The sequence below is a fragment of the Pseudonocardia sp. N23 genome, assembly GCF_002583555.1.
In the GTDB taxonomy this organism is placed as follows: domain Bacteria; phylum Actinomycetota; class Actinomycetes; order Mycobacteriales; family Pseudonocardiaceae; genus Pseudonocardia.
Genome location: NZ_BEGX01000052.1, coordinates 1 through 25,563 on the forward strand (window position 1 = coordinate 1; position 25,563 = coordinate 25,563).

General features: G+C 73.1%; 24 protein-coding genes, 1 tRNA gene and 1 pseudogene. 6 read left to right on the plus strand and 20 right to left on the minus strand.

Annotated elements, in window-relative coordinates; translation table 11 throughout:
* Nucleotides 1-192: 192 nt before the first annotated feature.
* Together TOK_RS13385 and TOK_RS13390 are read right to left on the minus strand one after the other, a co-directional pair.
* Nucleotides 193-2,376 carry a cytochrome c oxidase assembly protein gene (locus TOK_RS13385; RefSeq protein WP_098958188.1) on the minus strand — a complete coding sequence of 728 codons (2,184 nt, stop codon included), beginning with the start codon at nt 2,374-2,376 and terminating at the stop codon, nt 193-195.
* Nucleotides 2,377-2,410: 34 nt separating this feature from the next.
* Nucleotides 2,411-3,220, minus strand: a complete 810-nt coding sequence (locus TOK_RS13390) for a PP2C family serine/threonine-protein phosphatase (protein ID WP_098958189.1) — start codon at nt 3,218-3,220, stop codon at nt 2,411-2,413.
* A gap of 66 nt (nt 3,221-3,286) precedes the next feature.
* On the opposite strand from TOK_RS13390, the gene TOK_RS13395 reads away from it, so the two are divergent.
* From TOK_RS13395 to TOK_RS35355, 3 genes are all read left to right on the plus strand, one after another.
* Entirely contained in the window at nt 3,287-5,029 is a 1,743-nt protein-coding gene (locus tag TOK_RS13395; protein ID WP_098958190.1) for an N-6 DNA methylase, read from the plus strand.
* Nucleotides 5,020-5,093 (plus strand) — tRNA-Arg (locus tag TOK_RS13400). Before TOK_RS13395 ends, TOK_RS13400 begins: the two co-directional genes overlap by 10 nt.
* A gap of 409 nt (nt 5,094-5,502) precedes the next feature.
* Nucleotides 5,503-6,450, plus strand: coding sequence for a cold-shock protein (locus TOK_RS35355; RefSeq protein WP_098958191.1), 948 nt, complete (start codon nt 5,503-5,505; stop codon nt 6,448-6,450).
* 340 nt (nt 6,451-6,790) lie between these two features.
* Here the strand turns inward: TOK_RS35355 and TOK_RS13410 are convergent, their stop codons facing one another.
* Together TOK_RS13410 and TOK_RS13415 are read right to left on the minus strand one after the other, a co-directional pair.
* Entirely contained in the window at nt 6,791-7,231 is a 441-nt protein-coding gene (locus TOK_RS13410) for a response regulator (protein ID WP_098958192.1), read from the minus strand.
* A 288-nt stretch (nt 7,232-7,519) separates the two neighbouring features.
* The gene (locus TOK_RS13415; RefSeq protein WP_098958193.1) at nt 7,520-7,780 is read right to left on the minus strand and encodes a hypothetical protein; all 261 of its coding nucleotides are present in this window, start codon (nt 7,778-7,780) and stop codon (nt 7,520-7,522) included.
* Between the two features lie 1,026 nt (nt 7,781-8,806).
* On the opposite strand from TOK_RS13415, the gene TOK_RS13425 reads away from it, so the two are divergent.
* Nucleotides 8,807-10,015, plus strand: a complete 1,209-nt coding sequence (locus tag TOK_RS13425) for a PLP-dependent aspartate aminotransferase family protein (RefSeq protein ID WP_098958673.1) — start codon at nt 8,807-8,809, stop codon at nt 10,013-10,015.
* A gap of 228 nt (nt 10,016-10,243) precedes the next feature.
* Nucleotides 10,244-11,005, plus strand: coding sequence for an SDR family NAD(P)-dependent oxidoreductase (locus tag TOK_RS13430; RefSeq protein WP_098958195.1), 762 nt, complete (start codon nt 10,244-10,246; stop codon nt 11,003-11,005).
* A 61-nt stretch (nt 11,006-11,066) separates the two neighbouring features.
* On the opposite strand, the gene TOK_RS32600 is transcribed toward TOK_RS13430, so the two are convergent.
* From TOK_RS32600 to TOK_RS13490, 13 genes and pseudogenes are all read right to left on the minus strand, one after another.
* A complete protein-coding gene (locus TOK_RS32600) occupies nt 11,067-11,321 on the minus strand; it encodes a hypothetical protein (RefSeq protein ID WP_172457560.1) in 255 nt (84 codons plus the stop codon).
* Nucleotides 11,322-11,450: 129 nt separating this feature from the next.
* The gene (locus TOK_RS13440) at nt 11,451-14,258 is read right to left on the minus strand and encodes an FAD-binding and (Fe-S)-binding domain-containing protein (protein WP_253258368.1); all 2,808 of its coding nucleotides are present in this window, start codon (nt 14,256-14,258) and stop codon (nt 11,451-11,453) included.
* Nucleotides 14,259-14,421: 163 nt separating this feature from the next.
* A complete protein-coding gene (locus TOK_RS13445) occupies nt 14,422-15,453 on the minus strand; it encodes an iron-containing redox enzyme family protein (RefSeq protein ID WP_098958196.1) in 1,032 nt (343 codons plus the stop codon).
* Nucleotides 15,450-15,653, minus strand: a complete 204-nt coding sequence (locus TOK_RS13450; RefSeq protein ID WP_098958197.1) for a CDGSH iron-sulfur domain-containing protein — start codon at nt 15,651-15,653, stop codon at nt 15,450-15,452. The genes TOK_RS13445 and TOK_RS13450 overlap by 4 nt, the downstream gene beginning before the upstream one ends.
* Complete coding sequence (locus TOK_RS13455) at nt 15,646-16,293, minus strand: HemK2/MTQ2 family protein methyltransferase (RefSeq protein ID WP_098958198.1); 648 nt, start codon at nt 16,291-16,293, stop codon at nt 15,646-15,648. The genes TOK_RS13450 and TOK_RS13455 overlap by 8 nt, the downstream gene beginning before the upstream one ends.
* 31 nt (nt 16,294-16,324) lie before the next feature.
* The gene (locus TOK_RS34700) at nt 16,325-16,456 is read right to left on the minus strand and encodes a hypothetical protein (RefSeq protein WP_256387973.1); all 132 of its coding nucleotides are present in this window, start codon (nt 16,454-16,456) and stop codon (nt 16,325-16,327) included.
* A 349-nt stretch (nt 16,457-16,805) separates the two neighbouring features.
* A pseudogene (locus TOK_RS13460) lies at nt 16,806-17,735 on the minus strand (2-hydroxy-3-oxopropionate reductase); the annotation flags it as partial.
* Nucleotides 17,736-18,250: 515 nt separating this feature from the next.
* Nucleotides 18,251-20,209 carry an AarF/ABC1/UbiB kinase family protein gene (locus TOK_RS13465; protein ID WP_098958675.1) on the minus strand — a complete coding sequence of 653 codons (1,959 nt, stop codon included), beginning with the start codon at nt 20,207-20,209 and terminating at the stop codon, nt 18,251-18,253.
* A gap of 255 nt (nt 20,210-20,464) precedes the next feature.
* On the minus strand, nt 20,465-21,652 hold the full coding sequence (locus TOK_RS13470; RefSeq protein ID WP_253258369.1) for an alpha/beta fold hydrolase: 1,188 nt from the start codon (nt 21,650-21,652) through the stop codon (nt 20,465-20,467).
* Between the two features lie 56 nt (nt 21,653-21,708).
* Nucleotides 21,709-21,909: a hypothetical protein gene (locus TOK_RS34065; RefSeq protein WP_141566385.1), complete on the minus strand. Its 201-nt coding sequence runs from the start codon at nt 21,907-21,909 to the stop codon at nt 21,709-21,711.
* Nucleotides 21,872-22,003, minus strand: a complete 132-nt coding sequence (locus tag TOK_RS34070) for a hypothetical protein (protein WP_253258370.1) — start codon at nt 22,001-22,003, stop codon at nt 21,872-21,874. The genes TOK_RS34065 and TOK_RS34070 overlap by 38 nt, the downstream gene beginning before the upstream one ends.
* A gap of 177 nt (nt 22,004-22,180) precedes the next feature.
* On the minus strand, nt 22,181-23,005 hold the full coding sequence (locus tag TOK_RS13485) for a class I SAM-dependent methyltransferase (RefSeq protein ID WP_098958202.1): 825 nt from the start codon (nt 23,003-23,005) through the stop codon (nt 22,181-22,183).
* 89 nt (nt 23,006-23,094) lie between these two features.
* Nucleotides 23,095-23,361 carry a hypothetical protein gene (locus TOK_RS13490; RefSeq protein WP_098958203.1) on the minus strand — a complete coding sequence of 89 codons (267 nt, stop codon included), beginning with the start codon at nt 23,359-23,361 and terminating at the stop codon, nt 23,095-23,097.
* 213 nt (nt 23,362-23,574) lie between these two features.
* Here TOK_RS13490 and TOK_RS32605 point away from each other — a divergent pair, with 213 nt between their 5' ends.
* Nucleotides 23,575-23,751 carry a hypothetical protein gene (locus TOK_RS32605; RefSeq protein ID WP_172457561.1) on the plus strand — a complete coding sequence of 59 codons (177 nt, stop codon included), beginning with the start codon at nt 23,575-23,577 and terminating at the stop codon, nt 23,749-23,751.
* Between the two features lie 37 nt (nt 23,752-23,788).
* On the opposite strand, the gene TOK_RS13495 is transcribed toward TOK_RS32605, so the two are convergent.
* From TOK_RS13495 to TOK_RS13505, 3 genes are read right to left on the minus strand one after another with little or no spacing between them, the layout of a single operon-like run.
* Complete coding sequence (locus tag TOK_RS13495; RefSeq protein WP_098958204.1) at nt 23,789-24,322, minus strand: VOC family protein; 534 nt, start codon at nt 24,320-24,322, stop codon at nt 23,789-23,791.
* 10 nt (nt 24,323-24,332) lie between these two features.
* Nucleotides 24,333-24,578: a lipoyl domain-containing protein gene (locus tag TOK_RS13500; RefSeq protein ID WP_098958205.1), complete on the minus strand. Its 246-nt coding sequence runs from the start codon at nt 24,576-24,578 to the stop codon at nt 24,333-24,335.
* Nucleotides 24,575-25,555: an alpha-ketoacid dehydrogenase subunit beta gene (locus TOK_RS13505; RefSeq protein WP_098958206.1), complete on the minus strand. Its 981-nt coding sequence runs from the start codon at nt 25,553-25,555 to the stop codon at nt 24,575-24,577. The genes TOK_RS13500 and TOK_RS13505 overlap by 4 nt, the downstream gene beginning before the upstream one ends.
* Nucleotides 25,556-25,563: the final 8 nt, after the last annotated feature.

The following is a 25,563-nucleotide window of genomic DNA, read 5'->3' on the forward strand; positions in this document are numbered from 1 at the left end:
CGGGCCTGGTGACCGTTCCCCGTGGGGCCCGTTCTGTCCGGCGTCTCGCTGACAGGAAGAAAGTTACGCCCCCCTCCCGAGGGGCGTCAAATCGCCCCCCTCTTACAGGGGCTGACCTGCGGAAACAAGCATTTTTGGGTTACCAGCACGTGACGTGCCCGCGACGAACGGTCGATCGCCCCGGGCCGGCCGTCAGCGTGGACCCGTCGCACCTTGGTCGTCCTGACCTGCAATGACATCCGTCCGCGAGGTCCCGGTGCGTGCGTCGGACGGCTCGGAGCGCTGACGTTCGTCGCTCACAGTGACGGCCGCCACCTTGGCGAAATCATCGTCCTCCGCGGTGGGCGTAGGGGTTCCCGTCGCCAGGCGGTTCAGCATCGCGTTGTACGCCTTCAGGTCCGCGTCGTCGTCCGCATCCGCACGGCGATCATCGCGCCGGGCCGACCGTTCGTCGTGGCGTGACCACTGGACGAGCAGCACGATGATGACCAGTAGCAGGGGGATTTCGCCGGAAGCCCAGGTCAGGCCACCGCCGAGCTGCTGGTCGCGCATCAGGTCGGGCACCCACGGCAGGCCCAGGCCCCGGTAGAACGTCCCGCCGATGATCTCGTTCGAGCTCATCAGCGCGACGCCGAAGAACGCGTGGAACGGCACCGACGCGAAGACCACCCCCAGCCGGGCGACCGGTGGCAACCGGCGTGGTGCCGGGTCCACCCCGATGAGAGGCCAGAAGAACAGCCAGCCCACCAGCAGGAAGTGGGCGTTCATGGCCAGGTGCGCCCAGTGCTGGTTGAGCGATGCCTCGAACAGGTTCGAGAAGTACAGGGCGTAGTAGCTCCCGACGAACAGCGGCAGCGTGATCAGCGGATGCGTCAGCCAGCGCGCCACCGGGGAGTGGACGGCGGCGAGGATCCACTCGCGGGGCCCGTCGGGACGGTCACGACCTGCAGGAGGCAAGGCGCGCAACGCGAGCGTGACGGGCGCCCCGAGCACCAGCAGGATCGGCGCGAGCATCGACAGCATCATGTGCTGACCCATGTGCACGCTGAACATCGACGGCGCGTAGCGGCCCACGCCCGAGCTGGTGGCCAGCAGCAGCACCGCACACCCGCAGAACCAGGCGATGGAGCGGCCGACCGGCCACGCGTCGCCCCGCCGTCGCAACTTCCTGATCCCGACCACGTACAGGGCCACCATCAGCAGCGCCAGCGAGCCGTAGATCAGGCTGAAGCGCCAGTCGAGGAGCAGGCGTACGAGGGTCGGCGGACCGTCGAGGTCGTACCCGATGACGGCCTCGGTGATGCTCGGCGGCGCGGCCCCGGTGTCGGGCGGGGCGCTGCGCCCCAACGCGACCGCGAGGCCGATCGTCCCCAGCATCAACAGGATCTCGACGCCGCCCAGCGCGACGAGGGCCTTCGTGCGGCCGACGGCGGCAGCGGCGACGGTTCGCCTGCGGTGCAACGCACCCAGGACGCCGAGCAGGATCAGTGCCACCGTCTTCGCGACGACGAGCGCGCCGTACTCCGACGTGAACAGAGCCGACAACGGCACCCGCACGAGGGCGTTGACCACTCCTGTGACGGCCAGGACCACCCAGCAGACGAGCGCCAGCGCCGAGAAGCGGGGCACGGCCGTCGACAAGGCGGTGGCGCGGTCGCGGTTGGCCCGGCTGCTCGCGAGGACCAGTACTGCGGCGAGCCCACCGACCCACAACGACGCGCCCAGGATGTGCAGGACCAGGCTGTCGGTGGCGACGTCGTGCGATCCGCCCGCCGCCGAGTGCCCGGTGAGCGACACCGGCAGCGGGCCGGCCATTGCGAGGCCGAACGCCACGACCGTCCAGCCCCAGCTCAGCACCAGCCGCGTCGCGACGAGCACCACCAGCGCGAACACGGCCGTCAGCGACCAGGCGGACGCCGCGGAGATCTTGGGGACCAGGTCGACGAGCAGCCCGGGACTCAGGACGTCGGACACCGGCCGGCCCATGGTGTCGGCGACGTTGAGCGGCACCAGGAGCACCGCGCAGACGAACCACGCTGACGCCGTCCACGAGGCGACCCGGACGGCGCGGTAGCCGGACACGTCGAGATAGCCGCCCTTCTGGGGCGGCACGAAGAACGCGGCGAGCAGCAGGAAGCCGATCGTCAGCACCATCGCGACCTCGGAGAGCGACCGAACGGCCGGCAACGCGACCGTCGTCAGCTCCCCGGGGTCGGGCAGACCCAGCAGGATCGCGGGGCGGGCGCCCGTGAGCACGGTCAGTCCTGCGGCGACGAGCATCGCGATGCCCGCCCCGAGCCCGATGAGACCGGCGGCCCCGGACGATGACGTCCCGGCCTTCCGTGTCGCGGGGGGCCCGGCGGTCGTCTGCGCCATGACCTCCAGGCTAGGCCTCGTGGAGGAGGCGCTGTCAGACGGCTTCCGAGGCCTCCGCCGCGGCACCCACGAGGACGGTCTCGACGGCAGCGTCGTCGGCCGCTCCGTCCTCGGTCTCGACGGCGTCGGCGACGATGCAGGTGATGTTGTCCGGGCCGCCGCCCTCGTTGGCCAGCGCGATCACGGCACCCACGACGTCGGCGGGCGTCCGGTCGCCGGTCAGCAGCTCGTGCAGGGCCGCGTCGTCGAGGACCGCGGTGGCCCCGTCGGAGCACAGCAGGTAGCGGTCGCCGGGCACCGCGGCGTCCTCCCAGACCTCGGGGTCCGGGTCGTTGCCGGCCTGCAGCGCGCGGAGCAGGACCGACCGCCGCGGGTGCATCGCCGCCTCCTCGGGCGTGATGCGACCTTCGTCGACGAGCGCCTGCACCACCGTGTGGTCGTGGGTGATGCGGGTGAGCTCACCGTCGCGCAGCCGGTAGATGCGGGAGTCGCCGATGTGCAGGACGCCGAACCGGGCGTCGTCGAACAACAGCGCCACGACCGTCGTCCCCATGCCGCGAGAACCCGGGTCGCGGCGGGCGCCGGCGTCGAGCCGGTTCGCCGCGTCCTCGACGCCCTCGACGAGCGCGCCCGTCAGGTCCGCCCCGCTCAGGTCGTCGGGCAGCGCCTCGTCCATCGACGCGAACGCCGCCACGGTCAGGGAGCTCGCGAGCTCGCCGTGCGCGTGCCCACCCATGCCGTCGGCGACGACGAGCAGCCGTCTGCCCGCGAGTGCGGAGTCCTGGTTACCGGACCTCCGGCGGCCCACGTCGGAGCCGATCGCGAACCGCAGCGCCACTGGCATGGCGCGAAGTATGGGGGCTGTGTAACCGCTTCACAACTCACGGCGTGGCGAATTATCGTTGCGCGCGTGAGCGAGGCCGCCACCGTGAGCGCGGGAGACATCGCCCGGTTGGGTGGCGTCAGCAGGGCCGCGGTCTCCAACTGGCGACGACGTCACGCCGACTTCCCGCGCCCCGTCGACGGAACCCCCGCCAGCCCCCGCTACGACCTCGCTGACGTCGAAGAATGGTTGCGGCGCAACGGTAAGGCCACCGAGACGCCGGCGCTGGAGCGAATGTGGCAACGCATGCGCGCCGAGGGTGGCGAGCTCGGGCTGGGCCACGTCGTCGCCCGCGCGGGCGCCCTGCTCGTGTGGTTGCGCGACGGTGACGACGAGCCCCTGCTTCCCGGCGTCGCCGAGCGCGCGGATGCCTCGTTCGTGGAGCTCACCGAGCACGTCGCCCACTCGTACGGGTACGCCGAGGCGTTCGAGCTGCTGCACGCCCGCTACATCGCGACCGACTCCCGACGTCTGCGGCCCACCCCACCCGACGTCGCCACCCGGATGCTCGACCTCGCCGGTCCCGCCGAGCTCCTCCTCGATCCCGCCTGCGGAACCGGCGGGCTCCTCGTCGCCTCCGGCGCGCCACGCGTCGCCGGGATGGACCGCGCCCCCGACCGCGCGCTCGTCGCCGCGGCCCGGCTCCGGCTCCACCGCCGCGACGCGACGCTGACCGGCGGGGACGCCTTCGACGACGAGTTCGTCGTCGCCGACGCCGTCGTCTGCGACCCGCCGTTCGGCGAACGTCTCGACGCCGACGGCCCCTGGCCCCACGGCACTCCCCCGCGCGGCGAACCCGAGCTCGCCTGGGTCCAGCGCTGCCTGCGGGCGGTACGGCCGGGTGGCCGCGTCGTCGTCCGGATGCCGGCGGCGGCCGCGTCGCGACGCGGGGGCCGACACGTCCGCGCCTCCCTGCTCCGGGGAGGCGAGCTGTGCGGCGTCGTCGGCACCGGGCCCGACACCGACCTGTGGATCCTGCGACGCCACGCCCCCGGCGACGCCCACCCGTCGACACTGTTCCTCTCCGCGGGCGACGTCGCCGGGCATCGCGTGCTCGTCGAGGACCTGCTGGACGACGCCGTCGACGTCGGGCCCCGCCACCCCGGACGGCTCGACCCCGACGGCTACCCCGCCCGGGCCCGCGTCCTCGGCGAGCTGCGGCTCCGGCCACCCGACCTGCACACCGCCACCCGCTCACTGCCGTCGGTCTCCCTGTCGGCGCTCGACCGCGACGGCGCCGTCCGGTACCTCCGGGCGACCTCGGGGCCGCGCCCGCTCACCACCCTCACCGCCGACGACGTCCACCGTCGCCGCCCCGCCTCCGGCCCCGTGGGCAGGCCCCGGTGCGTGCGCGTCGAGCCGGGAGACGTCGTCGTCACCGATGGTGGGGCATGGGCCGTCGACTCCCCCGCCGCGCTGGAGGCAGGACTCGTCGCCTACCGGCCCGACCCCGAGCGTGTCGACGCCGACCTCCTCGCCGGAGTCCTCGCGACCGTCGCCGGCGGCCGCGCTGCACACCGCCGGGCCGTGCTCCCCGACGTCCCGATCGACGAGCAACGACCCCTCGGCGACGCCCTGCGCCGCCTCGCCGAGACCCGCTCCGACCTGCTCGGTGCCACCGACGACGCCGCCGCACTGACGGCCCGGGCCGTCGAGGGGCTGGTGTCGGGCCGGCTCACCCCGACGGGGGTACCGGTCGAGGCGCCGGGCTCGGCGGACCCAGCTACCCTTGCCCCGCGACCCGGACGTTCAGGTCGTACGCCCTCGTAGCTCAGCTGGACAGAGCAAGAGCCTTCTAATCTCTGGGTCGCAGGTTCGAATCCTGCCGGGGGCACGAACACCGTCTGACCAGGGAATATCAGCCGGGGTTGCACAGACCCCGGCCGGATACCCCGATGGAGCAGGGGAATCGCGACCCACACACGGCGGAGCCTCCCCGTCCCTCGGGTCCGGCCACCCGCGTTCCTGCGGGCCGTTGGTCCCGGGCCGGTGTGAAGCGGGACGCCCGTCTCCGGTGTGGGAGCTGTTCGGACGTCACGCTCCGAGCCCTGTGGGGGGGTGTGGGACCTACGGGGTTCAGCCGCACCTCCCGAGACCTGGTCTCAAGACTCGGCGTGTCGCCAGGTGGACCAGTGGCCCGCCCCTGGCTCCGCACCGCCACCCTGTGGGCCCGGCCCGACGGACCGCGAGGTCTGTCAGAGAGACTGAGGGCCAGTGCCCGCCCTCTCGACCTGGAGTCTTTGATGCCGCAGGGGACCGTCCGTTGGTTCGACGCCGACCGGGGTTTCGGCTTCCTCGCGCCCGAGGACGGCTCGCCGGATGTTTTCGTGCACGCCTCCGAGATCGTCGGGGACGGCGGCGCGAAAGTGCTCCGCGAGGGTCAGGCCGTCGTGTTCGAGGTCGGTGAGAACGACCGCGGGCCCCAGGCACTGCGCGTTCGCGTCACCGCCGATGCGGCCACCGGCAGCGCCGTGGGCCTGCTCGGCACCGTCAACTGGTACGAGCCGGGCAAGGGGTACGGCTTCGCCTCGCCGGACGGCGGCGGCGCCGACGTCTTCGTGCACAGCTCCGCCATCGTGACCGGCGGCGTGGTCACCGAGGGGCAGCGAGTGGCCTTCCTGATCGTCGAAGGCGAGCGCGGCCCGCAGGCCGGGCACGTGATCCCGCTGGGAGCGGGGGCGGACCAACCCGCTGCGGCCGGCACCGCTGACGGTGCCGACGGCACGGTGGCCTGGTACGACGAGGACAAGGGCTTCGGCTTCATCAACCCCGACTCCGGCGACGGCGACGTCTTCGTTCACGCCCGGGCCCTGGCGGAGGGGCTGACGTGGCTCACGGAGGGCGACCGCGTCGCCTACGAGGTGGCTGGCGGAGACAAGGGCCCACAGGCCCGCGACGTGCACCTGGTCCGGGGCGCCGAGCCCCAGGCGGCGCCGCAGCGTCCGGCACCTGCCGCGGCCGCAGGGCCGGCGGCGCGGGACGTGCCCGTACGAGGCGGCGAGGGCGTCGTCGCGCGCTACGACGAGGACCGCGGCTTCGGCTTCATCACCCCGGACGCAGGCGGCGACGATCTCTTCGCCCACGTGTCCGTGATCAAGGGGTCGGAGCCGCTGCAGAAGGGTGACCGGGTCCGGTACGCGGTGCGTCAGAGCGACCGGGGCCCACAGGCAGACCGCATCGAGCGCCTCTGACGAGGCGGCCCCACCGATGGCTGATCACGTCCCGACGAGAGTGCTCGTTCATCCCCGTCGATGGTGCCGTCAGCAACGCGGCTGCAGCCTCCTCCAGGAGATCGATCTCCCTCGTGGTGACGGGACCCGTGCCGACCCGGCGGTCTGCTCCGTGCTCAGGCACTCACCAGTCACCCCACCCGACGACACAGAGCCACCGATGTATCCCGAACGAGTGAATGAATGCGTTGGACCTGGTCAGGGCTCGATCCTCATGAGCCGGCGGACGTTGATCACGGTGTAGGCCGGCATGAGTAGCGCAAACAGTTCGGCGCCGGCGACGAGGGGGATCGGTTCCGGGTCAGCTCGGACAGGGTGCGCCGGCTGCGAAGACGCAGACGAAGAGCCGGTCGATCTGCCGGACGGCGTCGGCGACCTGGGCGAAGTCGACCGGCTTGGTGATGTAGGCCTGTGCGCGGAGGCGGATGCTCCGGACGATGTCGGCCTCGACGCGCGACGAGGTCAGGATGACGACGGGGATGTCGCGCAGCTCGGGGTCGGACCTCATGTCGTCGAGCACGTCCCGGCCGTCCCGGCCCGGGAGGTTCAGGTCGAGCAGGACCAGGTCCGGTCGTGGTGCGTCCTGGTAGGGCGGCATCCGGCGGAGCCGGGCCAAGGCCTCGGTGCCGGTCGTCGCGACGTCGAGCCGGTTGCGGAGGTCCTCGGCGAACGCCTCACGGGTGATCATGACGTCGCCGGGGTCGTCCTCGACGAGAAGGACGTTGACCGGACGAAGTCTCATCGCGACCAACCTCCGTGTCCCGGCCGTCTCCGACGCGCACCGGCGCACAGTGTGGCACGCGCCGAGCCGGCCGGTGAGTGCCGAACCACTCGGTGGTCTGCGGGCCGCCGGGCGGGGCCGCGGTGGCGTCGGCCCCGCCCGCGCCCGGCACGCACGCAGCGGGTACAGCCGACCTCCGCCAGGCGGCCTGCCGCCACGTCGACCAGGGCGGCCGCCGCCCTGATCGCCCCGTGGCTCGACGAGCGGTTGCGACGGTGCAGGACCGGGCATCGGGAACGCCCGGCACCGTCACCGGGGATCCTGACGGGACCGGGCGGGAACGACGGTCAGCGACGGGGTGCGCTGCAGCGCCGCACGGGCCAGCTCCAGCTCGTGGGCGACCTCGGCGGCGATCAGCTCTGCGTGCAGGGCGCTGATGTCGGGCTCGACGAGCAGGGCACGGTGGCGGGTCAGCAACGCCTCGAGGCCGTCGAGGAGCCGGGCGGCGATGTCGGCGCGGCAGCGGACGCGCCCCGAGGGGACGGACTGGGTCGGGACTGCAGAGGTCATGGCAGGGCTCCGTGGGCGGGAGGGTCGGTGACGGTCGTCTGCGCGACCCGCACGCACCGCACCCCGGCGGCAGCCGGGCGACGGTGTCAGCGGCGGGACGCGCGCGGCGTCATCGACAGAGCGCGGCCCCGGTCCTGCCGTAGTCGACGTGACGGCGGCGCGACCAGGCCTGCGGCGCCGGGCCCGGCGACGACGTGCTGTGCACCCGGCGTCCCTCGCCGACCCGTTCCGGGCTCATCGCATCCTCCATCGCACCCGGCGGGAGCACCCGCACCCGCGCGAGGCGGGGGGTTGCTGCGGCGTCGTCGAACCGGGTCTCTCAGCCGCTCTGGATGGTGCCGGCGAGGTGGTCCCCGTCGTGGAACGACTGTAGGTTCCGGCACCCGCATCCTGTCAACACGGACAATCCGTCCCGCGATGTGGGATGTGCGGATGTGGGGCGTCCCGACGAGCAGGACCGCCAGCGAAGCCCGCGGGTCGGGGCCGTCGCCCGCCCGCGCGACGACCGCCATCAGGTCGGGCCCGGTGCCGTCCCATCCGGTGGCGTGCGAGACCCGCTGCTTGTGTCCGTCGACGATCCAGTGCCCGTCGCGGTGCCGGGCCGTCGTCCGCAGGCCGACGTCGTCGCCGGGTTCGCCGAAGTTGGCCGCCGCAGTGAGACGGCGCACCGGCGACGCGGGTACCGCGGGGTGCGCGGCCATCCCGACCTCCTCGTTCGGCGGCCCCGGTCGGGCCCGGCACGAGGACTGCAAGCGGCAGGACGCGCCCGTCGCCGCCGTTGCGCGCACCGGCGCCCGCCAGATCGCGTACAGCGCGGGACGCCGCGGGACGCTGGTGGGCCGCGCCGGCGGGGTGAGGGCCACACCTGCTGCCGTCGTGCACCAACCCACCGTCACCGGGCCGGTACCGCCAGCCTCACAGTCAGATCAGGAAGGCGGCGGCCCGCAACGAGGTCCAGGCGGTTGCGGTCGTCTGCCCGACATGGACGGACGCACCCTCGCACCTCGGATGGAGGAGGAGCTCGGGATGCCGGTCGTCGACAATGGCCGGGTGCACGACGAGACCCTGAGCGTCCACGCCGGCAACGCCGTCGACCCCGGCACCGGCGCGATCCGGCGCCCCCTGGTGATGGCCAACTCCTACGCGCTGCCCGACGACCCGTCGACGCTCGACTGGTCCGACTTCTCCACGCCGCTCTACACCCGCAACGGTGGTGCCAACCAGCGCTGGCTGGAGGACAAGCTCGTCGCGCTGGAGACGGCGGGCCACCCCGGCGACGTCGACGCCGTCGCGCTGGCCAGCGGGGTCGCGGCCATCCACGCCGTGCTCTTCACGTTCCTGCGCAGCGGCGACCACGTGGTGTGCTCCGACGTCACCTACGTTGCGACGCACCGGCTGCTCACCGAGCTGCTGCCCGACAAGTACGGCATCACCGCGACGCTGGTCGACTCCACCGATCCGGAGGCCGTCCGCGCCGCGATCCGGCCGACGACCCGGCTCCTGCACGTCGAGACCCCCGCCAACCCCACGACCCGGATCACCGACGTCGAGGCCGTCGCCGAGACCGCCCACGCCGCGGGGGCGCTGCTCAGCGTCGACGCCACCTTCGCGACGCCGATCCTGCAACGACCACTCGCCCTCGGCGCGGACCTCGTCGTCCACTCGCTGACGAAGTACGTCAACGGCCACGGCGACGCCATGGGCGGCGTCGTCATCGGCGACCGTGCGCTGACCGACCGCATCCGCGCCGACGCCCAGGTCGACGTCGGTGGGGTGATCAGCCCGTTCCACGCCTGGCTGATCATGCGCGGGGCGGTGACGCTGCCGCTGCGGATGCGGCAGCACTGCGCCTCGGCGCAGGTGGTCGCGGAGTGGCTGGCCGCCGACCCACGGGTCGCCTACGTCGCGTACCCGGGCCTGGCGGCGCACCCGCAGCACGCCCTCGCGGCGCGGACGATGACCGGCTTCGGCGGCATGCTCGCCTTCGCGGTCCGCGGCGACTCCGACACCCAGAACCGGTTCGTCGCGGCGTTGCGGGTGGTCACCTCGGCGGTCTCGCTGGGCCACGACGAGTCGCTGATCGTGCACGTCGCGGGCGACAGCGAGCGGGCCCGCGCCTGGCCGGAGGAGTTCCGGCGGTGGGGGCACCTGCGCTTCTCGGTCGGCCTGGAGCACCCCGACGACCTGGTCGCCGACCTCGACCAGGCCCTCACCGAGGTCATGGGCCCGCGCTGACCTGCGCGCCTGCCCGCCGGACGCCCATGTCCGTCGGACGTTCGCCGAGTTCGACCCCCAGGCTGCTTCCGGCCACGATCGATCGGGGCCCGATCATGATCGAAACAGTCCCAGGTCGAACTCGGTGGGGTCGAGGCCGGGTGGCCGCCGCCGCATTCGATGGCGGCCGTCGGTCCGGCTGTGACATGTTGCGACTCGACGCATCGGTGCGGCGACACGAGGAGAGCGATGACGGTACTCGGACGGTTCTCACTCGAGGGCAGGGTCGCGATCGTGACGGGCGCGTCGTCGGGGCTCGGGGTCGCATTCGCGAAGGCGCTCGCGGAGGCCGGGGCCGACGTCGTACTCGGGGCGCGGCGCGCCGACCGGCTCGACGACACCCGCAAGCTGGTGGAGAACCTCGGCCGCCGCGCGGTCGCGGTGGCCACCGACGTCGCGCTCCAGCCGGACTGCCAGAACCTCGTCGACACGGCGATGGCCGAGCTCGGCCGGGTCGACGTCCTGGTCAACAACGCCGGCATCGGCACCGCGGTCCCCGCGACCCGGGAGACCGTGGAGGAGTTCACCCGGGTCATCGACGTCAATCTCAACGGCTGCTACTGGATGGCTCAGGCCTGCGGGCGCGTCATGGAGGCGGGCAGCAGCATCGTCAACATCTCGAGTGTCCTCGGGCTGACGACGGCGAGCCTGCCCCAGGCCGCGTATGCGGCGAGCAAGGCCGGCCTGATCGGGCTGACCCGCGACCTCGCCCAGCAGTGGGGCGGGCGCAAGGGCATCCGCGTCAACGCCCTGGCGCCCGGCTTCTTCACCTCCGAGATGACCGCCCAGTACCGGCCCGGCTACCTGGACTCGATGATGGCGCGGGTGCCCTTGGGCCGCAAGGGAGATCCGGAGGAGCTGGCCGCCGCGCTGGTGTTCCTCGCGAGCGACGCCGGCGGCTACGTCACCGGCCAGACCCTGGCCGTCGACGGCGGTATGACCGTCACCTGAGCCCCGCACACGGGAACGCCCCGGGACCGTGGTCCCGGGGCGTTCCCGTCTGCGGGCCGGCTCAGTGGTGGCCGTAGCCGCCGCCCGAGTGGCTGTAGTCGTCGTTGCAGTGCTTGTAGTCCTGGTCGTGGCAGCTCTTGTCGTCGTAGGACTTGTCGTCCCAGCAGTGGTCGGTCTGCTTGTAATCCCAGCAGTGGCTGTACTTGTCGTCCCAGTCGTTGTGGGGCTTGTAGTCGTCGTTGCAGTGCTTGTAGTCGTCGTTGTTCCAGGACTTGTCGTCGTGGTGCTTGCTGGTGGAGCAGTGGGACTTGAACATGGCGGGCCTCTTCGGTGTGTGGGGGTTGCTGTGGGGGTGTTGCTCTGCTGAGGAGAACTCTGCCGCCCACGAGGCCTCGTTCCCATCGAGCACACCCCCGTTCCCGAGAGGGAGAACCCCACTCCTGCCTCAGCGCGGCACGCCGACGGGTCGCGCCCGATCGGCCAGGAGCTCCAGGACGTGGACGTAGTCGTGCCCGGTCGCGCGGCTCATCCCCAGCTCGCAGGTGCGGTTGCAGGACACGTACGCGTCGGCGTCGACCGCCGCGAGCTCCCTGGCCTGCGGGGCGGTCGCCGCGGCGGTCAGCTCGGGGTGCAGCAGCCCGCGGTCGCCCGCGAACCCGCAGCAGCCCCACGAGTCGGGGACGACGACCTCGGCCGCCACCGCCGCCGCGAGCCGGGTCAGCGGCTCGACCAGGCCGAGCTGGGTCGCCGAGCACGTCGGGTGCAACACGATGCGCGGCAACGGCTCCGCCACTGTCAACGTCGGCAGCAGGTGCTCGGCGGCGTAGCCGACGACGTCGACGACCTCGATGCCGCGGTACTCCTCGGGCCCGCCGGCGATCATGATCCTCAGGCCCTCGGTGCACGACGACGCGTCCGACACCACCGGGAGCCGCCCGCCCCGGGTGGCCGTCCACAGCGCCGGGAGCACCACCGCCGCCATCGCGGCCGCGCCGTCGAGCAGCCCCTTCGACTTCCACGGGGTGCCGCAGCACAGCTTCGGCAGGTCGGCCGGGGCACCGACGCGGATCCCGGCGCCGCGACAGAGCCGGACGAACGCGGCGGCCGCGCCCTCGCCGGTCGGCCCGAACATCGCCCCGGTGCACGACGGGAACAGCACCAGGTCGGGCTCCCCGGCCGTGAGGCCGTCGGGCGTGCGCCGTCCCCCACCGGGAAGGTCGCGCGACCACAGCGGAACGTCCCCGACCTTGCGCATCGCCGCCGACACCGGACCCGCCGCCGCGGGGACGGCCTTCGCGACCGACAGCGCCACCCCGAGCGTGCGGGTCGTCGCACCCCAGTGCTTCGCCGCGAACGCCCAGCCGCGCCCCGCCGCCGGCCCGGATCGCTCGGCCCGCAGCCTGCGGACCAGGTCACCGGTGTTGATCGCGACCGGGCACGCGGTGGCGCACATGCCGTCGACGGCGCAGGTGTCGACGCCGTCGTAGGCGTACTCGTCCTCCAGCTCCGCGACGAGCCCGGCGTCACCGTCGGCCCGCGCGCGTTCCAGCTCGCGGCGCAGGACGATGCGCTGGCGCGGGGTCGTCGTCAGGTCGCGGCTCGGGCACACAGGCTCGCAGAACCCGCACTCGACGCAGCGGTCGACCTCGATCTCGACACGCGGCGCCGACTTGAGGTCGCGCAGGTGGGCGGTCGGGTCGTCGTCCAGGACGACGCCGGGCGAGAGCAGCCCGCGAGGGTCGCACAGCCGCTTGATCTCGCGCATCACCTCGTACAGCTCGTCGCCGTACTGGCGGCGCACGAACGGCGTCATCATCCGGCCGGTGCCGTGCTCGGCCTTGAGCGTCCCGCCGTGCGCGAGGACGAGATCGACCATGTCGTCGGTGAAACGCCCGAACCGGTCGCGGCCGGCGCCGGCGCCGAGCTCCTCGGTGAGCATGAAGTGGACGTTGCCGTCCTTGGCGTGGCCGAAGATCACCGCGTGGTCGTAGCCGTGCTTGCCGAACAGCGCGATCAGGCCCTCGCACGTGGGCAGCAGGTCGGGGACGGGAACGGCGATGTCCTCGAGGAGCGCGGCCGTGCCGGGCGGCCGGGCGCCGGCGACCTTCGCGTAGAGGCCCTTGCGCAGCTTCCACAGCCCGGCCTTCGCGGTCGGGTCGCCCGACAGCTCGCCGGAACCGTGCAGCGGCAGCCGGGCCAGCAACGGGGCCGCGGCGGCGCTGCGTGAGTCGGCCTCGTCGGCGGTGTGGGCGCGGTACTCGACGAGCAGCGCGGCGTGCTGCTCGACGGTGAGCGCGCGCAGCCGCGGGTCGGCGTCGGCGTCGGACTGCCCGACCCGCAGCGACGTGGCGTCGAGCAGCTCCACCGTCGCCGGCCCGGAGGCGACCAGGTCGGGCAGGGCCCGGTTCGCGGCCGCGAGGCTGTCGAAGATCAGCAGGCCGGTGCGGGTGTGGGCGAGGACGGGCACGGTCCGCATCGTGATCGACGCGATGAACGCGAGGGTCCCCTCCGAGCCGACGACGAGGTGGGTGAGCACATCGACCGGGCGGTCGTGGTCGAGGAACGAGTTCAGGCCGTAGCCCATGGTGTTCTTGAGCGAGAACAACGTCTCGATCGTCGTGCGGGCGGCCGCGTCGCCGCGGAGCCGGTCGCGCAACCGGGAGAGCCCGGCCCACAGCTCGGGCTCGCGGGCCCGCAGCTCGTCGTCGGAACCGGGCAGGCCCGTGTCCAGCGTCGTCCCCGAGGGCAGGACCAGCTCGAGCGAGTCGATCAGGGCGTAGGAGTTCGCGACGGTCCCGCACGCCATCCCGGACGAGTTGTTCGCGACGACCCCGCCCAGTGTGCAGGCCACCTCGCTGGCCGGGTCGGGCCCCAGCATCCGGCCGTACCGGGCGAGGCGGGTGTTGACCGAGCGGACCGTGGCGCCGGGCCCGACCCGCACCCGGGCGCCGTCGTCGAGGATCTCGATGTCGCGGAAGTGCCGCCGGGTGTCGACGAGGATGCCGTCGGTGACCGCCTGTCCCGAGAGGCTGGTGCCCCCGGAGCGGAAGGTCAGCGCGACACCGGTGGCGGCCGCCGTCGTGAACAGGCGGGCGACGTCGCCCGCCGACGCCGCCGTGACCACAGCCTTCGGGGTGCGGGCGAAGTGCGAGGCGTCGTGGGCCATGCCCAGCCGGTCGATCGCCCGGGCCCGCACCGCGTCCGGCCCGACCGCCGCGCTCAGGGCATCGGCCAGGGCCGACTCGGTGTTCACATGGTCTCCCGTGGTGGGTGGGGGCGACCTCCCGTGCCGCGGGCGGCGATGCCGCTCCGGACTGTGGCATACCCGATCCCGCCGCCGTCGTGCCACCTCGTCTCAGCCTGAGACGGGGCGGCGACCACCGCAGCACCACCCGGAGGTCCGGCCCGCGCCTTCCTCAGCCGGCGGGCAGCGGCCTGAGCAGACTGGACTCGCCGCGCTCCCACGATCCGAGCAGGCGGTCCTGCATCCGGTCGCCGAGCAGCAGGCTCGCCCGGATCCCGAAGACCACGTCGGCGGCCAGGCCCGGTTCGGCGGCCAGCAACGGCGCGAGGACGTCGCGCCGGACGACCTGCTCGTGGACGGCGTCGGCCTCGACGTGCTCGTCGTAGAACCGGATCGCCGCGGGGCCGCAGCCCAGCCGGCGCATGCCGCGCACGAGACGCTCCGACCCGGGCGAGGACGTCAGCTCGACCATCGCGAACTGGCCGACCGACGCGCCGCGCAGGCTGCGGTGCAACCCGCACAACGACATCAGGTTGACCTCGGCGAGGGTCTCCCCCGGCACCCGGTCGACGTGGGCACCGTAGGCGTCCGACAGGCCGAGCTCGGTCATCATCTCCGCGAACAGCAGCGAGTGCATGCGCTCCGGGCGCCCGGAGCCGTACTCGTCGTGCTCGACGGTCACCAGCCCTGCCTTCGCCGCTCCGCCGATCCGCGGGATCACCCAGGCCTGTGGGTCGGCCTCCTTGAGGTGGTACACCGACCGGTGCGCGACGTACTCGCGCAGCTGCGCGAGCGTCCCCTCGCGCTGCAGGTGGTGGGACAGCCCGCGCACTCCTGGCCCGACGGGTTCGACGAGCAGCGCCTCGACCTCGGCGTCGACATCATCGGAGGGCTCGACGTCGGTGTGCAGGGCGGCGAGGAACGCGCGTTCGAGCGCGCCACGCAGCCGCAGGAGGTCGGGGTCCCACTCCAGCTCGTCGTCGGCTCCGTCGAAGCCGCGGTAGTGCAGCTCGTAGCAGCAGTGGAGCGCGAGCTGCAGGTCGTCGCCGTAGGGGTCGGCATGGTCGACATCGACCGCCCGGACCGGTCCGCCGCGCAGGGCGTCGACGACCGCGGCCGAGAGCGGTCCGCGAGGCTCCGGCAGCGGCGGGCCGGACCGGTCGGTCCGGGTGTCGAGGGTGCGGGTGTCGAGGGCGCGGGTCACGCGTCGGTTCCTTCCTGACGCGCCTTGCGCCGGTGGCTGGCGTCGCAGATCGGGTAGCGCCTGCTGCGCCGGCACAGGCACACGGCGGTGACGGCACGGTCGGAACGCACGCGCGACCCGTCGGGCAGCTCCACCTCGACGGGGCCGGTGACCAGCGCGGGTCCGTCGTCGGTGACGACGATGCGGGTGGGGTCAGCCACGGCGTGCCTCCACGACGACGAGCTCCTCCAGCCGCTCGCCCGGCGGGATCAGGCCGCGGCGTTCGAGCATCCCCGCCCGCGAGCGCATCACCGGCCCGAACGGGATGCAGGCCCGGTCGACGACGTCGGCGACGAGCCCCGCCGTCGCGAGCCGGTCGATCGTGACCTGCGGATCGCAGACCTCGGAGTGCACGAGCAACAGCACGCCGTCCGGCCGGAGATGGGCGGCGGCGGCGTCGCAGATGCGGTCGAGGACGGCGCGCCCGTCGGGTCCGCCGTCCCAGCTGCGGGCCACGGTGTGCCGGGGCAGCACCGCGCCCCGCGACGGCACGTAGGGCGGGTTCGCGACGATCACGTCGAACCTCTGGTCACGCACCGGTTCGAAGAGGTCTCCGCGGTGCACGCGGACCGAGCTGCGGTGCAGCAGGCCGTTGAACCGGGTCGCCGCGACGCAGCGCCGCGACAGGTCGACGGCGGTCACGGACGCGGCACCGGCGCGGGCGGCGGTCAACGCGAGCGCGCCCGTCCCGGTGCCGAGGTCGAGGACGTGGCGGCCGCCCGCGTGGTGGGCGAGGTGGCCCGCGAGCAGATCGGTGTCGGACTGGGCCCGGTAGACCCCGGGCGGGCAGAAGAGGATCACCGGCGCTGCTCCGCCCGGCGCTCTGGACCGGTCAACTCGAGGCCTCCGACGACTCCTCGTCGCCCGCCTCGGGGGCGTCGGCCGGTGCGGTCTCCTCGCCGAAGTGCGGCTCCTGGTCCGGCTCGCCCTCGCCGAAGTGCGGTTCCTGCTCGGGGGCGGTCATGGCGGCTCCTCGTCCGATGCGTCCCACGCGAAAGCGGTGGGACCGACGGATAGCCACGACGGGGCCCGTGAAACCCCGGCTCAGGGCATCGGCTGGTAGCCGTTGAGGAACGCCGTCGGGGTGCAGCCGAAGCGTCGGCGGAAGGCGCCGGTGAACGTGTCCGGGTCGGGAACCACCAAGTGGGACATCTCCGGCAACTGGATGACCGGCGGGCAGATCCCCGGCATCCGCATCCCGGCGCCCCGTTCATGGGCTCGCCCGGTGTGGCTCCGTCGACCTCGCTGCGCGAGACCCGCCTCCGTCGCAAGGCCGAGCTGCTCTTCCGCGGCGGCGCCGTGAACGGCCCGCCTCAGGTGCGCCGGCCGGACAGCTCCTCCACCAGCCGCAGCAGCCCCGAGTGGTCGAGCCCGCCGTCGCCGCGGGCGACCATCGACGCCACCAGCTGTGTGACCGCCGCCCCGAGGGGGATGACCACCCCGGCCTCGCGCGCCGCGTCGGCGACGATGCCGAGGTCCTTGTGGTGCAGGCTCAACCGGAACCCGGGCTCGAACTCGCGCGCCAGCATCGACGACGCCTTGCGGTCGATCACCGTGCTCCCCGCCAGCCCACCGGCCAGCACCTCGACCGCAGGCCCCGTCTCGACGCCGTGGGCCTCCAGGAAGACGATGGCCTCCGCCAGCAGCTGCAGGTTGCCCGCGACGATCAGCTGGTTCGCGGCCTTGACCGTCTGCCCCGCACCGGCCGGACCGACGTGTACCACCGTCTTCCCCATCGCCTCCAGCACCGGGCGGGCCCGCTCCACGTCGGCCGCGTCGCCGCCGACCATGATCGAGAGCGTTCCCTCCTCGGCGCCGGCCTCCCCACCGCTGACGGGCGCGTCGAGCATCGCGACGCCACGGGCGGCGGCCACCTCCGCGACCTCGCGGCTCACGTCGGGCCGGATCGTGCTCATGTCGACGAGCAGCAGCCCGTCCGGTGCGTGGTCGAGCACGCCGTCCTCGCCGTCGCCGCCGACCACGACGCCACGCACGTCGGCCGAGTCGGGCAGCACCGTGATCACGACCTCGGCGTCGCGCACGGCCTCCGCCACGCTCGACGCCCCGCGGCCGCCCTTCCCGACCAGCGCCTCGACCTTCGCCGGCGACCGGTTGTAGCCGACGACGTCGTGGCCCGCGGCGACCAGGTTGGCCGCCATGTGGCCGCCCATCACACCGAGACCGATGAAGCCGATCGTGGACATCCGTGCCTCCTCCGTGCCGTGATCACGACGGCCCGATCGTCGCCACCCGGCGCGCGCGGGGCAACCTCGGGTGGCGAGACGGACATTCCGACGGTGCCGGCACCGTCGTCAGGTCAGGGCGCGCAGGGCAGCCGCGGTCCGCGCCATCACCTCGCCGATGGGGGGCGGATCGTCCTCGGCGACCCACCGGGCGAACGCCAGGTGGAAGACCGTCACCGCGCTGTGTGCCGCGAGGCCGGCGGCGGGATCGGGGACGCCACGACGACGCAGGGCACGTTTCGGCAGGAGCGCGATGCATCACACGAACGGGTGGCGAGGACAACCGGACGCGCTGCGATGCGTTGACCCACTACGGGCGTCACCGGACCAGGGGGCCAACGGTGACGAAACCCGGTGAGTGAGTAGGCCCGGGCCGCGCATCGCCCTTCTCGCGCAGTTCCGGCGGGAGCGTTCCGGCCCGGGCCTCCTCGCTCACGGATCACCCCGCGTCGCGGGCGGTGACGACGGTCTGGTCGCCTGCGCGTCCCGGGGAACGGCGTTGTGGGACAACCCGCTCAGGAGCCAGGGTCCGCCTCGCGGCGCAGGATCTGGGCGACGACGCGCATCAGCATCGCCGAGGTCACGACGAGCCCGATGTAGCCGACGGCGGTCAGCGTCCCGGAGGCCCCCGTGTCCGGCGCGAGTGCGGCACCGACGAGCATCAGCGCCGATGCGAGCAGCCCGACCGCGGCGACCGCCGCGAACATCGTGCGGTCCACCCAGCGGGAGAATACTGTGGCGCCCGGGCCGGAGAAGGCGTCGACCTGCACGCGGGCCTGACCGGACCGCAGCTGCAGCGCGAGGTCCTCGACGAGCCCCGGCAGCGCGCGCAGTGACGGCAGGTTGCGCACCAGCTCCTTGCGGACGACGTCCTGGGTGCCCGCCGGGCTCAGGTCCAGTGTGGACGCGAGCTGCGACGCCGCTGCCGTCGCCAGGTCGACCTGCGGGTCGACGGTGCGCAGCGTGCCCTCCAGCGTGACGAGGGCGCGGCCGAGGAGGGTGAGCGTCGGCGGCACCGGGATGCCCTGGTGCTGCATGATCGCGATGACGTCCTGCATGCTGCGCGGGTCGAACCCGCCGGAGTGCATCTGGGCGGACAGCACCCGGCTGATCTCGGCCTCCAGCACCTGCGGCCGGATCGTGTCGCCCGCGGGGCCGGCCAGCGGCCGCAGGGCGCGGACGATCAGGCCGGGCTGGCCCGTCGCCAGGCCCGCGGCCATGAGCTGCAACGACTCCATGGTGACGGGGTCGATGATCCCGACGGCGCCGAAGTCGATCAGCCAGAGCGTGCCCTCGGCGTCGATGAGGACGTTGCCGGGGTGCGGGTCGGCGTGGAACACCCCGGCCGACATGACCTGCGTCAGGAAGGTCCCGAGCAGTCGTTGGGCGAGCTCGGCGCGGGGCACGCCGGTGGCGTCGACGGCGGCGGTGTCGGACACCGGCCTGCCCTCGACGCGCTGCAGGACGAGGACGGCGTCGGTGCTCAGGTCGGTGAGGACGTGCGGGATCCGCACGCCGGGCTCCGTCGTCGCGACGTCGAGCGCGCGGGCGCTGGTCGCCTCTGCGAGGTAGCTGAGCTCGCCGTCGATCGAGCGGATCAGCTCCTCGGCCAGCGGGGCCAGCCCCAGCGAGCGCACGGCCGCCGACCGCCGTGCCGCGGTCCGGCTGGCCCAGCGCAGCACCGCCGAGTCACGCGCGACGCCGACCTCGATCCCGGGCCGGCGCACCTTGACGACGACGGGCCGGCCCACGCCGTCCGCGGTCGTCGGGCGCAGCCGGGCCAGGTAGGTCTGCCCGATCGACGCGGCCGCCAGCGGCTCGTCGTCGAACTCGGCGAACACGTCGGCCACCGGGGCGGACAGCTCGTCCTCGAGACGTTCCAGGATCTGCGGGGTGGGGACGGCCTTCACGTTGGCCTGCAGGTCACCCAGGGCCTCGATGACCGGGGCCGGGAGCAGGTCGGACCGGGTCGAGGCGATCTGGCCGAACTTCACGAACATGCCGCCGCAGTCCTCCAGGAACCGCCGGATGCGCAGGCCGCCGTCGGCGCTGGACAGCGCGGCCCGCGACGCGAGCCGCGGCCCGGCGAGACCGTGCCGGCGCGCGATCCGCGCGACCTCCCACAACCGGCCGCCGACGGTGAGGAACGACCGCACCCGCGTCCGCAGCGACGCCCGCCGCCCCGTGCGCGAGGGCCGCAGCACGGCCTCCAGCGTGACGCTGACGATCATCGTCGCGAGCACGGCGAAGCCGAACGCGACGATCAGGACGTCCTCGCCGGTCGCGGTGGTGTCACCGCGCAGCAGCGTGGCCGCGACCGCGAGCCCGGCCAGGGTGCCGACGATCCCCGAGGCCGTGGACCGCCAGAAGCCGCGCCGTACGCCGAGCACCCGTCCCGCACCGAAGCTGACGACGATCACGAACACGACGAGCAGGACCGTGTCCCAGAACGAGAGATCGAGGATCAGCGTCACGGCGACAGCATCCACCCGGAACCGATCACGGGGAACCCGTCGACGACGATCTCCGGCCGCGGACGCGATGCCCCTCGTGAGGGCGATGGTCGCTCCGGAAGCTGCTGCCACCCACGAGCGGCCCCGACAGCCGACAGTGGTTCCGCCTGTTCATCCCGACGGCCGAGATCGACGTTGCGCTCCGGCGTCCCCGAGGAGAACCTCATGTTCTGCGGCTACTGGCGCACGGGGAAGCAGAGCGGATGAGCCCCTGTGTCAGCAGGTGGACGCGCTGACCGTTCCCGCCTCGGCGTTCTTCAGCCACGGGACCACAGTCGGGAGTGCGTCGAAGGCGATCCCGCCGTGGTCGACCCCCGGCAGCGTCACCGACGTCACGCGCGTGCCCAGCGAGCACTCCTTCGCGACGAAGGCGGCCGTCACCTGCGGGCGGACCAGTGTGTCGGCCTCGCCCTGCGCGACGTAGAGCGGCACCGGCAGCCGGGCCGCGCCCGGGGTGTTGGCCGCCAGCAGGCCGGCCCACGGCTGCGTGCGCGTCGGGTCGGCGGCGAGGTAGCGCCCGACGAGCGGGCCGGCGATGTCGTGGAGCTGTGCGTTCTGCCCGAGCAGGCACAGCGCAGCCATCTTCGGGGTCGCGGTCACGCCGTCGGGGGTCAGGATCGTGTCGAGGGGGGCGTTGTAGGCCGTCGCGTAGGCCTGGAACGCGTACGAGCCGATCGTCACGCCGGAGACGTCGACGATGTCGGCGGTGAGCAGGTCGCCGAGGTCGGTCGCGGGTGCGGCGACGGCGACGCCCGCCAGTGTCAGCTCCGGCGCGTACGTCGCGGCGAGCTGCCCGGCGAACAGCGCGGCGTGCCCGCCCTGGGAGTGCCCCCACAGCAGGAGCCGTTGCGACGCCCCGGCTTCCGGGATCGTCCGGGCCGCGCGGGCGGCGTCGAGGACGGCGTTCCCCGTCGTCACCCCGATGAGGTACGACGGCGGACCGGCCGCACCCATACCGGGGTAGTCGGCCGCGGCGACGACGTACCCGGCCGCCAGCAGGTCGGACAGGCCTTCCATGAGGTCGAACGGGTCGGCGCCGACCGACGGCGCGCAGCGTGGCGCCGTGCCGGTGGTGGGGTGCGCCCAGGAGACGACGGTCCGCCCGCCCGCGGGGGCGGGTCCGCTCGGAGCGACGACGACACCCGAGGTGAGCAGGTCGGCGTCGTTCACGTCGCGTGAGTGGTAGAGCACCCGCCAGGCGGTGGCCCCGTCGGGCGCGCTGCCCAGGCGCTCGGTGCGCACGACCGCACCGGGGGCGCCGGCCGCGACCGGGTTCGGCAGCTCGTAGAAGGGACCGCCGGTCCACGAGTCGACCAGCCCGTCGACGGCACGCCGTTCCACGCTGCTGCCGCACCCCGCGAGCACCAGACAGCCGAGCACCAGCAGCACCGTCGCCCTGCGCACGTCCCACCCTCCTCCGGCGGGGGGCCGACGACCACCGCCGGAGGATTGTGTCGTGATCAGGGGTCAGTCGTCAGCACCCCGCGGATGTTCTTGCCGGCGAGCATGTCGTCGCAGCCCTCGTCGAGCGCCTCCAGCTGGTACCGGCCGGTGATCAGCTCGTCGAGCCTCAGCGCGCCGCTCGGGACCTCCGACGTCCCACCGTCGGGCGTCGGCCCCGGCTCACGGCACTCGAACGCCACGACGAGCTGCTCCTTCACCGAACACGACGTCGCTGTCGAGGTACTCCGCGCCCTCGCGGAACAGGTGGGTGATCAGCGGCTCGTCGCCGTCGACGGCGATGAGGAAATGCACGTGCGCCGGCCGGGAACGGCTGATGGCGGTGCGATGGAGTCCTCGGTGACGAGCTCCATGCCCGTGCTCCCTTCGGGGAACGACGACCCTGTCGTGGTGGATCGGCAGCCGGGCCTCACCCGCGATGGTGTGCCGTCGGGAGCGGTCACGGCAACGTGTGCGTTCCGGACCGGGCCGTCACATCCGTTCGAACTCCCACACCACGACGGCGGGAAGCCCCACGTAGGCGGCGGCGTTGGCGGCGGGGACGACCGTGGCGGTGGGGGTCGCGGCCGCCTCGGCGGTGAGCAGCGGCTCCTCGATCCCGCGCACCGCGAACCCGGCGGCCAGGGCCGCGCCCGCGTAGTCGGACATCAGGTGCGCGTGCAGGCGGATGTAGGCACGGCCGTCGTCGCCGGGGAACTGCGCCTGCCAGCCCAGCGTCACGAGGAACGGGTGCACGTCGCTGACGACGACCCGCCCGCCCGGCCGCACCACCCGCGCGAGCTCGGCGAACACCGGCCGCAGGTCGGGGACGTGCACCATCGCGAGCGCGCAGACCGCTGCGTCGACGGACGCGTCGTCCAGCGGGAGCGCGTCGAGCCGGCCCTCGTCGAATCGGCCGCCGGGGACCTTGGTCCGGGCGAGGTCGAGCATCGCCGGTGACCTGTCGACGCCGACGACGGTGTGACCCCGACCCGCGAGGTACTCCGACCAGCGGCCGGTGCCGCACGCGGCGTCCAGCACGGTGCCGGGCGGCCGGTCCTCGAGCAGGGGCCGCACCGCCGCGCTCTCGACGGCGAAGAGCCGCAGCGGGCCGTCGTAGGACCGCGACCACTGGACGTAGCCGGCGTCGACGTCGACCTCGCTGCCGAGCGGGGAGCCGAGATCGGCCCGGCCGAGGACGTCACGGATCTCGGTCAGGCGTTCGGCACGAGCTCCGGAGTCGCCGGAGTGGAGCGTCCGCAGCAGCGCGAGCCCCTCCACCCCGACGGTCAGCTCGCCCAGCGTCGGGTCGGTCACGCACCCACGCTACGAGCAACCGCGGCCGCCGGGTACACGCGGATCGGCCCGGCACCCCGGGATCGGGGTGCCGGGCCGGGATGTCGGGCTCAGCTGTAGCTGTGGTCCCACTTGTTCTCGTGGCAGCCGTACTTGTCGTAGTCGCCCTTGTCGTAGTCTTCGCACTTGCCGTACTTGTCGTCCCAGCAGTCGTCGTACTTCGAGTACTTGTCGTCGCAGTCGTCGTACTTGTTGTACTTGTCGTCGCAGTCGTTCCACTTGTCGTTCTTGCCACCCCACTTGTCGTCACAGTCGTTCCACTTGTCGTTCTTCTCGCCGTAGCCGCCGGACTTGGTGGGGCAGATGCTCTTGAACATTTGGGGGCTCCTTCTCAGATGTTTTCTTTGTGCGGAGCGGGCGCTCCGTCCGATGAGAGGAACTCTGCCCGTTTGGCGACCAATGCGGGATCGGCTGGTCCCCACTCCTGCGGGGACCCCGCCCCCGGGTCCGGGCGGGGGAGAACCCCCTGGTCGCGGGCGGGCCGGTCCGGCACGGTCGACGTCGACACCCGACCCTCGTGAGGACGCGCCATGAACCCGACGACCCCGGCCACCGACGTTCCGCCGCCCTGGCAGCCGGGGCGCGCCCGCAGGATCGCCGCGGGCCTGGTGATGCTGCTCGTGCTCGCGTTCTCCGTGGGCGCGGTCGCGTCGATGCCCGAGGGCGGCGCGGTTGCCGGACCGGCAGCGGTCGTCGGCTCACCCTGACCCGGCGGCGGCCCAGGAGTCAGCGGCGGCCCGGGAGTCAGCGGCGGCGGAGCGGGTCGCGGCCGTCCCAGCCGACGGACTCCTCCCACATCGCGGTGAAGTTCGCGTCCATGCCGGGCGAGGCCTCGATCAGCTCGATCATCGCCGGGTCGGTGGGGCCGCGATCCATGTAGGCGACCTCTCCGCTGCCGACGCCCGCGCGGAAGGCGAGCGCGTAGCCGTCGGCCTCCATCCTGGCGATGTCGCCGTCGAGGTTCGCGCTGGCCACGCCGAAATGGTGCAGGCCGGGGCCGGTGCGGTCGAGGAGCTCCTTGTAGACGGACGGCGCGTCGTCGAGGGCCTGGATGAGCTCGATCTGCATGTGCCCGGCGAAGCCCATGGCGATCCGCACGACGGCGGTACTGGGTGCGCCGCGGTAGACGGGGTCGCCGCCGGACCAGTCGGGCAGCAGGAAGAACGGGCCTGCCCGCAGGTCGGAGGTCCACCAGGCGACGGCGTCGTCGACGTCGGCGACGACGAACGCGGTCTGGATGATCCCCCCGCGGGGCTGGCCGAATCCGAAGTCGGGCAACGTTTTCCCCTCAGCCGTTCTCGACGTCGACGACGCACACGGCCTGGCCGACCTCGGCGTCCTCGTCGACCGGGACGAGGATCTCCAGCAGGGTGCCGCCGGCGGTGGCCTCGACGTCGTGGGAGACCTTCTCGGTCTCGACGGTGTAGAGCACGTCACCCGCGACGAACCGGGCGCCCGGCCCGACGTGCCAGGCGACGATGGTGCCCTCGGTCATGGTCATCCCGACGCGGACGAGCTTCAGGGTCGTCTTCATGCGAGCTGTCGCTCCATCACGCTCCGGACGGCGGCCGCGATGCGTTCCGGGCCCGGGATGAGTACGGCCTCGGCGTTGCGGGCGTACGGCAGCGCGACGTCCGGGACGGTGACCCGGCGGACCGGGGCGCGCAGCGTGGCGAACCCGCGGTCGGCGACGACGGCGGCGATCTGACTGGCGGCACTGCACCGGTCGCGGGCCTCGTCGACGACGACGAGCCGCCCGGTCCGGGCGACCGAGGCGAGGACCGTGTCCTCGTCGAACGGGACGAGCGTGCGGGGGTCGATCACCTCCGCGGACACGCCCTCCCCGGCCAGCGCCGTGGCCGCCGTGAGCGTCGGCCGGACCATCGTGCCGATCGCGACGAGCGTGACGTCGGTGCCCGTACGCAGGACGTTCGCCTTCCCGAAGGGCACGAGGTGCTCGCCGTCGGGCACCTCCCCCATGTCGCCGCCGCGCCCGGCGGGCTCCAGGAAGAAGGTGGGTGTGCGGCCGCGGACGGCCGTCGTGAACAGGCCCTTCGCGTCGGCGGAGCTGGTGGGGACGGCGACCTGGATGCCGCCGAGGTTCATCAGCGCCGGGTAGGCGGTGTCGGAGTGCTGGGCGGCGTTCCCGTTGCCCCCGCCGTAGCCCGCGATCACGGTGATCGGCAGCTCCATCTGGCCGCCGGTCATGAGCCGCAGCTTGGCCATCTGGTTCCCGATGGCGTCCATGCCGGTGTAGATGAAGTTGTTGAACATCAGGTGCAGCACGACGCGGAACCCTGCGGAGGCGAGCCCGACGGCCATGCCGGTGAGGGTCTGCTCGCAGATCGGGCTGTTGCGGATGCGGTCGCGCCCGAAGCGTTCGACGAGCCCGCGGGTGTCGCCCATGATCGCGAGCTCGACGTCCTCACCGAACACGATCAGTGTCGGGTCGCGTTCCATCTCGGCGACGAGTGCCTCGTTGACGGCTGTGATCAACCGTGTGCGCGCCATCGGTTCTC

Bases quoted from the DNA above. Each gene is read 5' to 3' on its own strand.
- TOK_RS35355 (WP_098958191.1), top strand. From the start codon at position 5,503: ATGCCGCAGGGGACCGTCCGTTGGTTCGACGCCGACCGGGGTTTCGGC.
- TOK_RS13385 (WP_098958188.1), bottom strand. From the start codon at position 2,376: ATGGCGCAGACGACCGCCGGGCCCCCCGCGACACGGAAGGCCGGGACG.
- TOK_RS13430 (WP_098958195.1), top strand. From the start codon at position 10,244: ATGACGGTACTCGGACGGTTCTCACTCGAGGGCAGGGTCGCGATCGTG.
- TOK_RS32600 (WP_172457560.1), bottom strand. From the start codon at position 11,321: ATGTTCAAGTCCCACTGCTCCACCAGCAAGCACCACGACGACAAGTCC.
- TOK_RS13425 (WP_098958673.1), top strand. From the start codon at position 8,807: ATGCCGGTCGTCGACAATGGCCGGGTGCACGACGAGACCCTGAGCGTC.
- TOK_RS13500 (WP_098958205.1), bottom strand. From the start codon at position 24,578: ATGAAGACGACCCTGAAGCTCGTCCGCGTCGGGATGACCATGACCGAG.
- TOK_RS13410 (WP_098958192.1), bottom strand. From the start codon at position 7,231: ATGAGACTTCGTCCGGTCAACGTCCTTCTCGTCGAGGACGACCCCGGC.
- TOK_RS13490 (WP_098958203.1), bottom strand. From the start codon at position 23,361: ATGTTCAAGAGCATCTGCCCCACCAAGTCCGGCGGCTACGGCGAGAAG.
- TOK_RS32605 (WP_172457561.1), top strand. From the start codon at position 23,575: ATGAACCCGACGACCCCGGCCACCGACGTTCCGCCGCCCTGGCAGCCG.
- TOK_RS13415 (WP_098958193.1), bottom strand. From the start codon at position 7,780: ATGACCTCTGCAGTCCCGACCCAGTCCGTCCCCTCGGGGCGCGTCCGC.
- TOK_RS34700 (WP_256387973.1), bottom strand. From the start codon at position 16,456: ATGACCGCCCCCGAGCAGGAACCGCACTTCGGCGAGGGCGAGCCGGAC.
- TOK_RS13505 (WP_098958206.1), bottom strand. From the start codon at position 25,555: ATGGCGCGCACACGGTTGATCACAGCCGTCAACGAGGCACTCGTCGCC.
- TOK_RS13390 (WP_098958189.1), bottom strand. From the start codon at position 3,220: ATGCCAGTGGCGCTGCGGTTCGCGATCGGCTCCGACGTGGGCCGCCGG.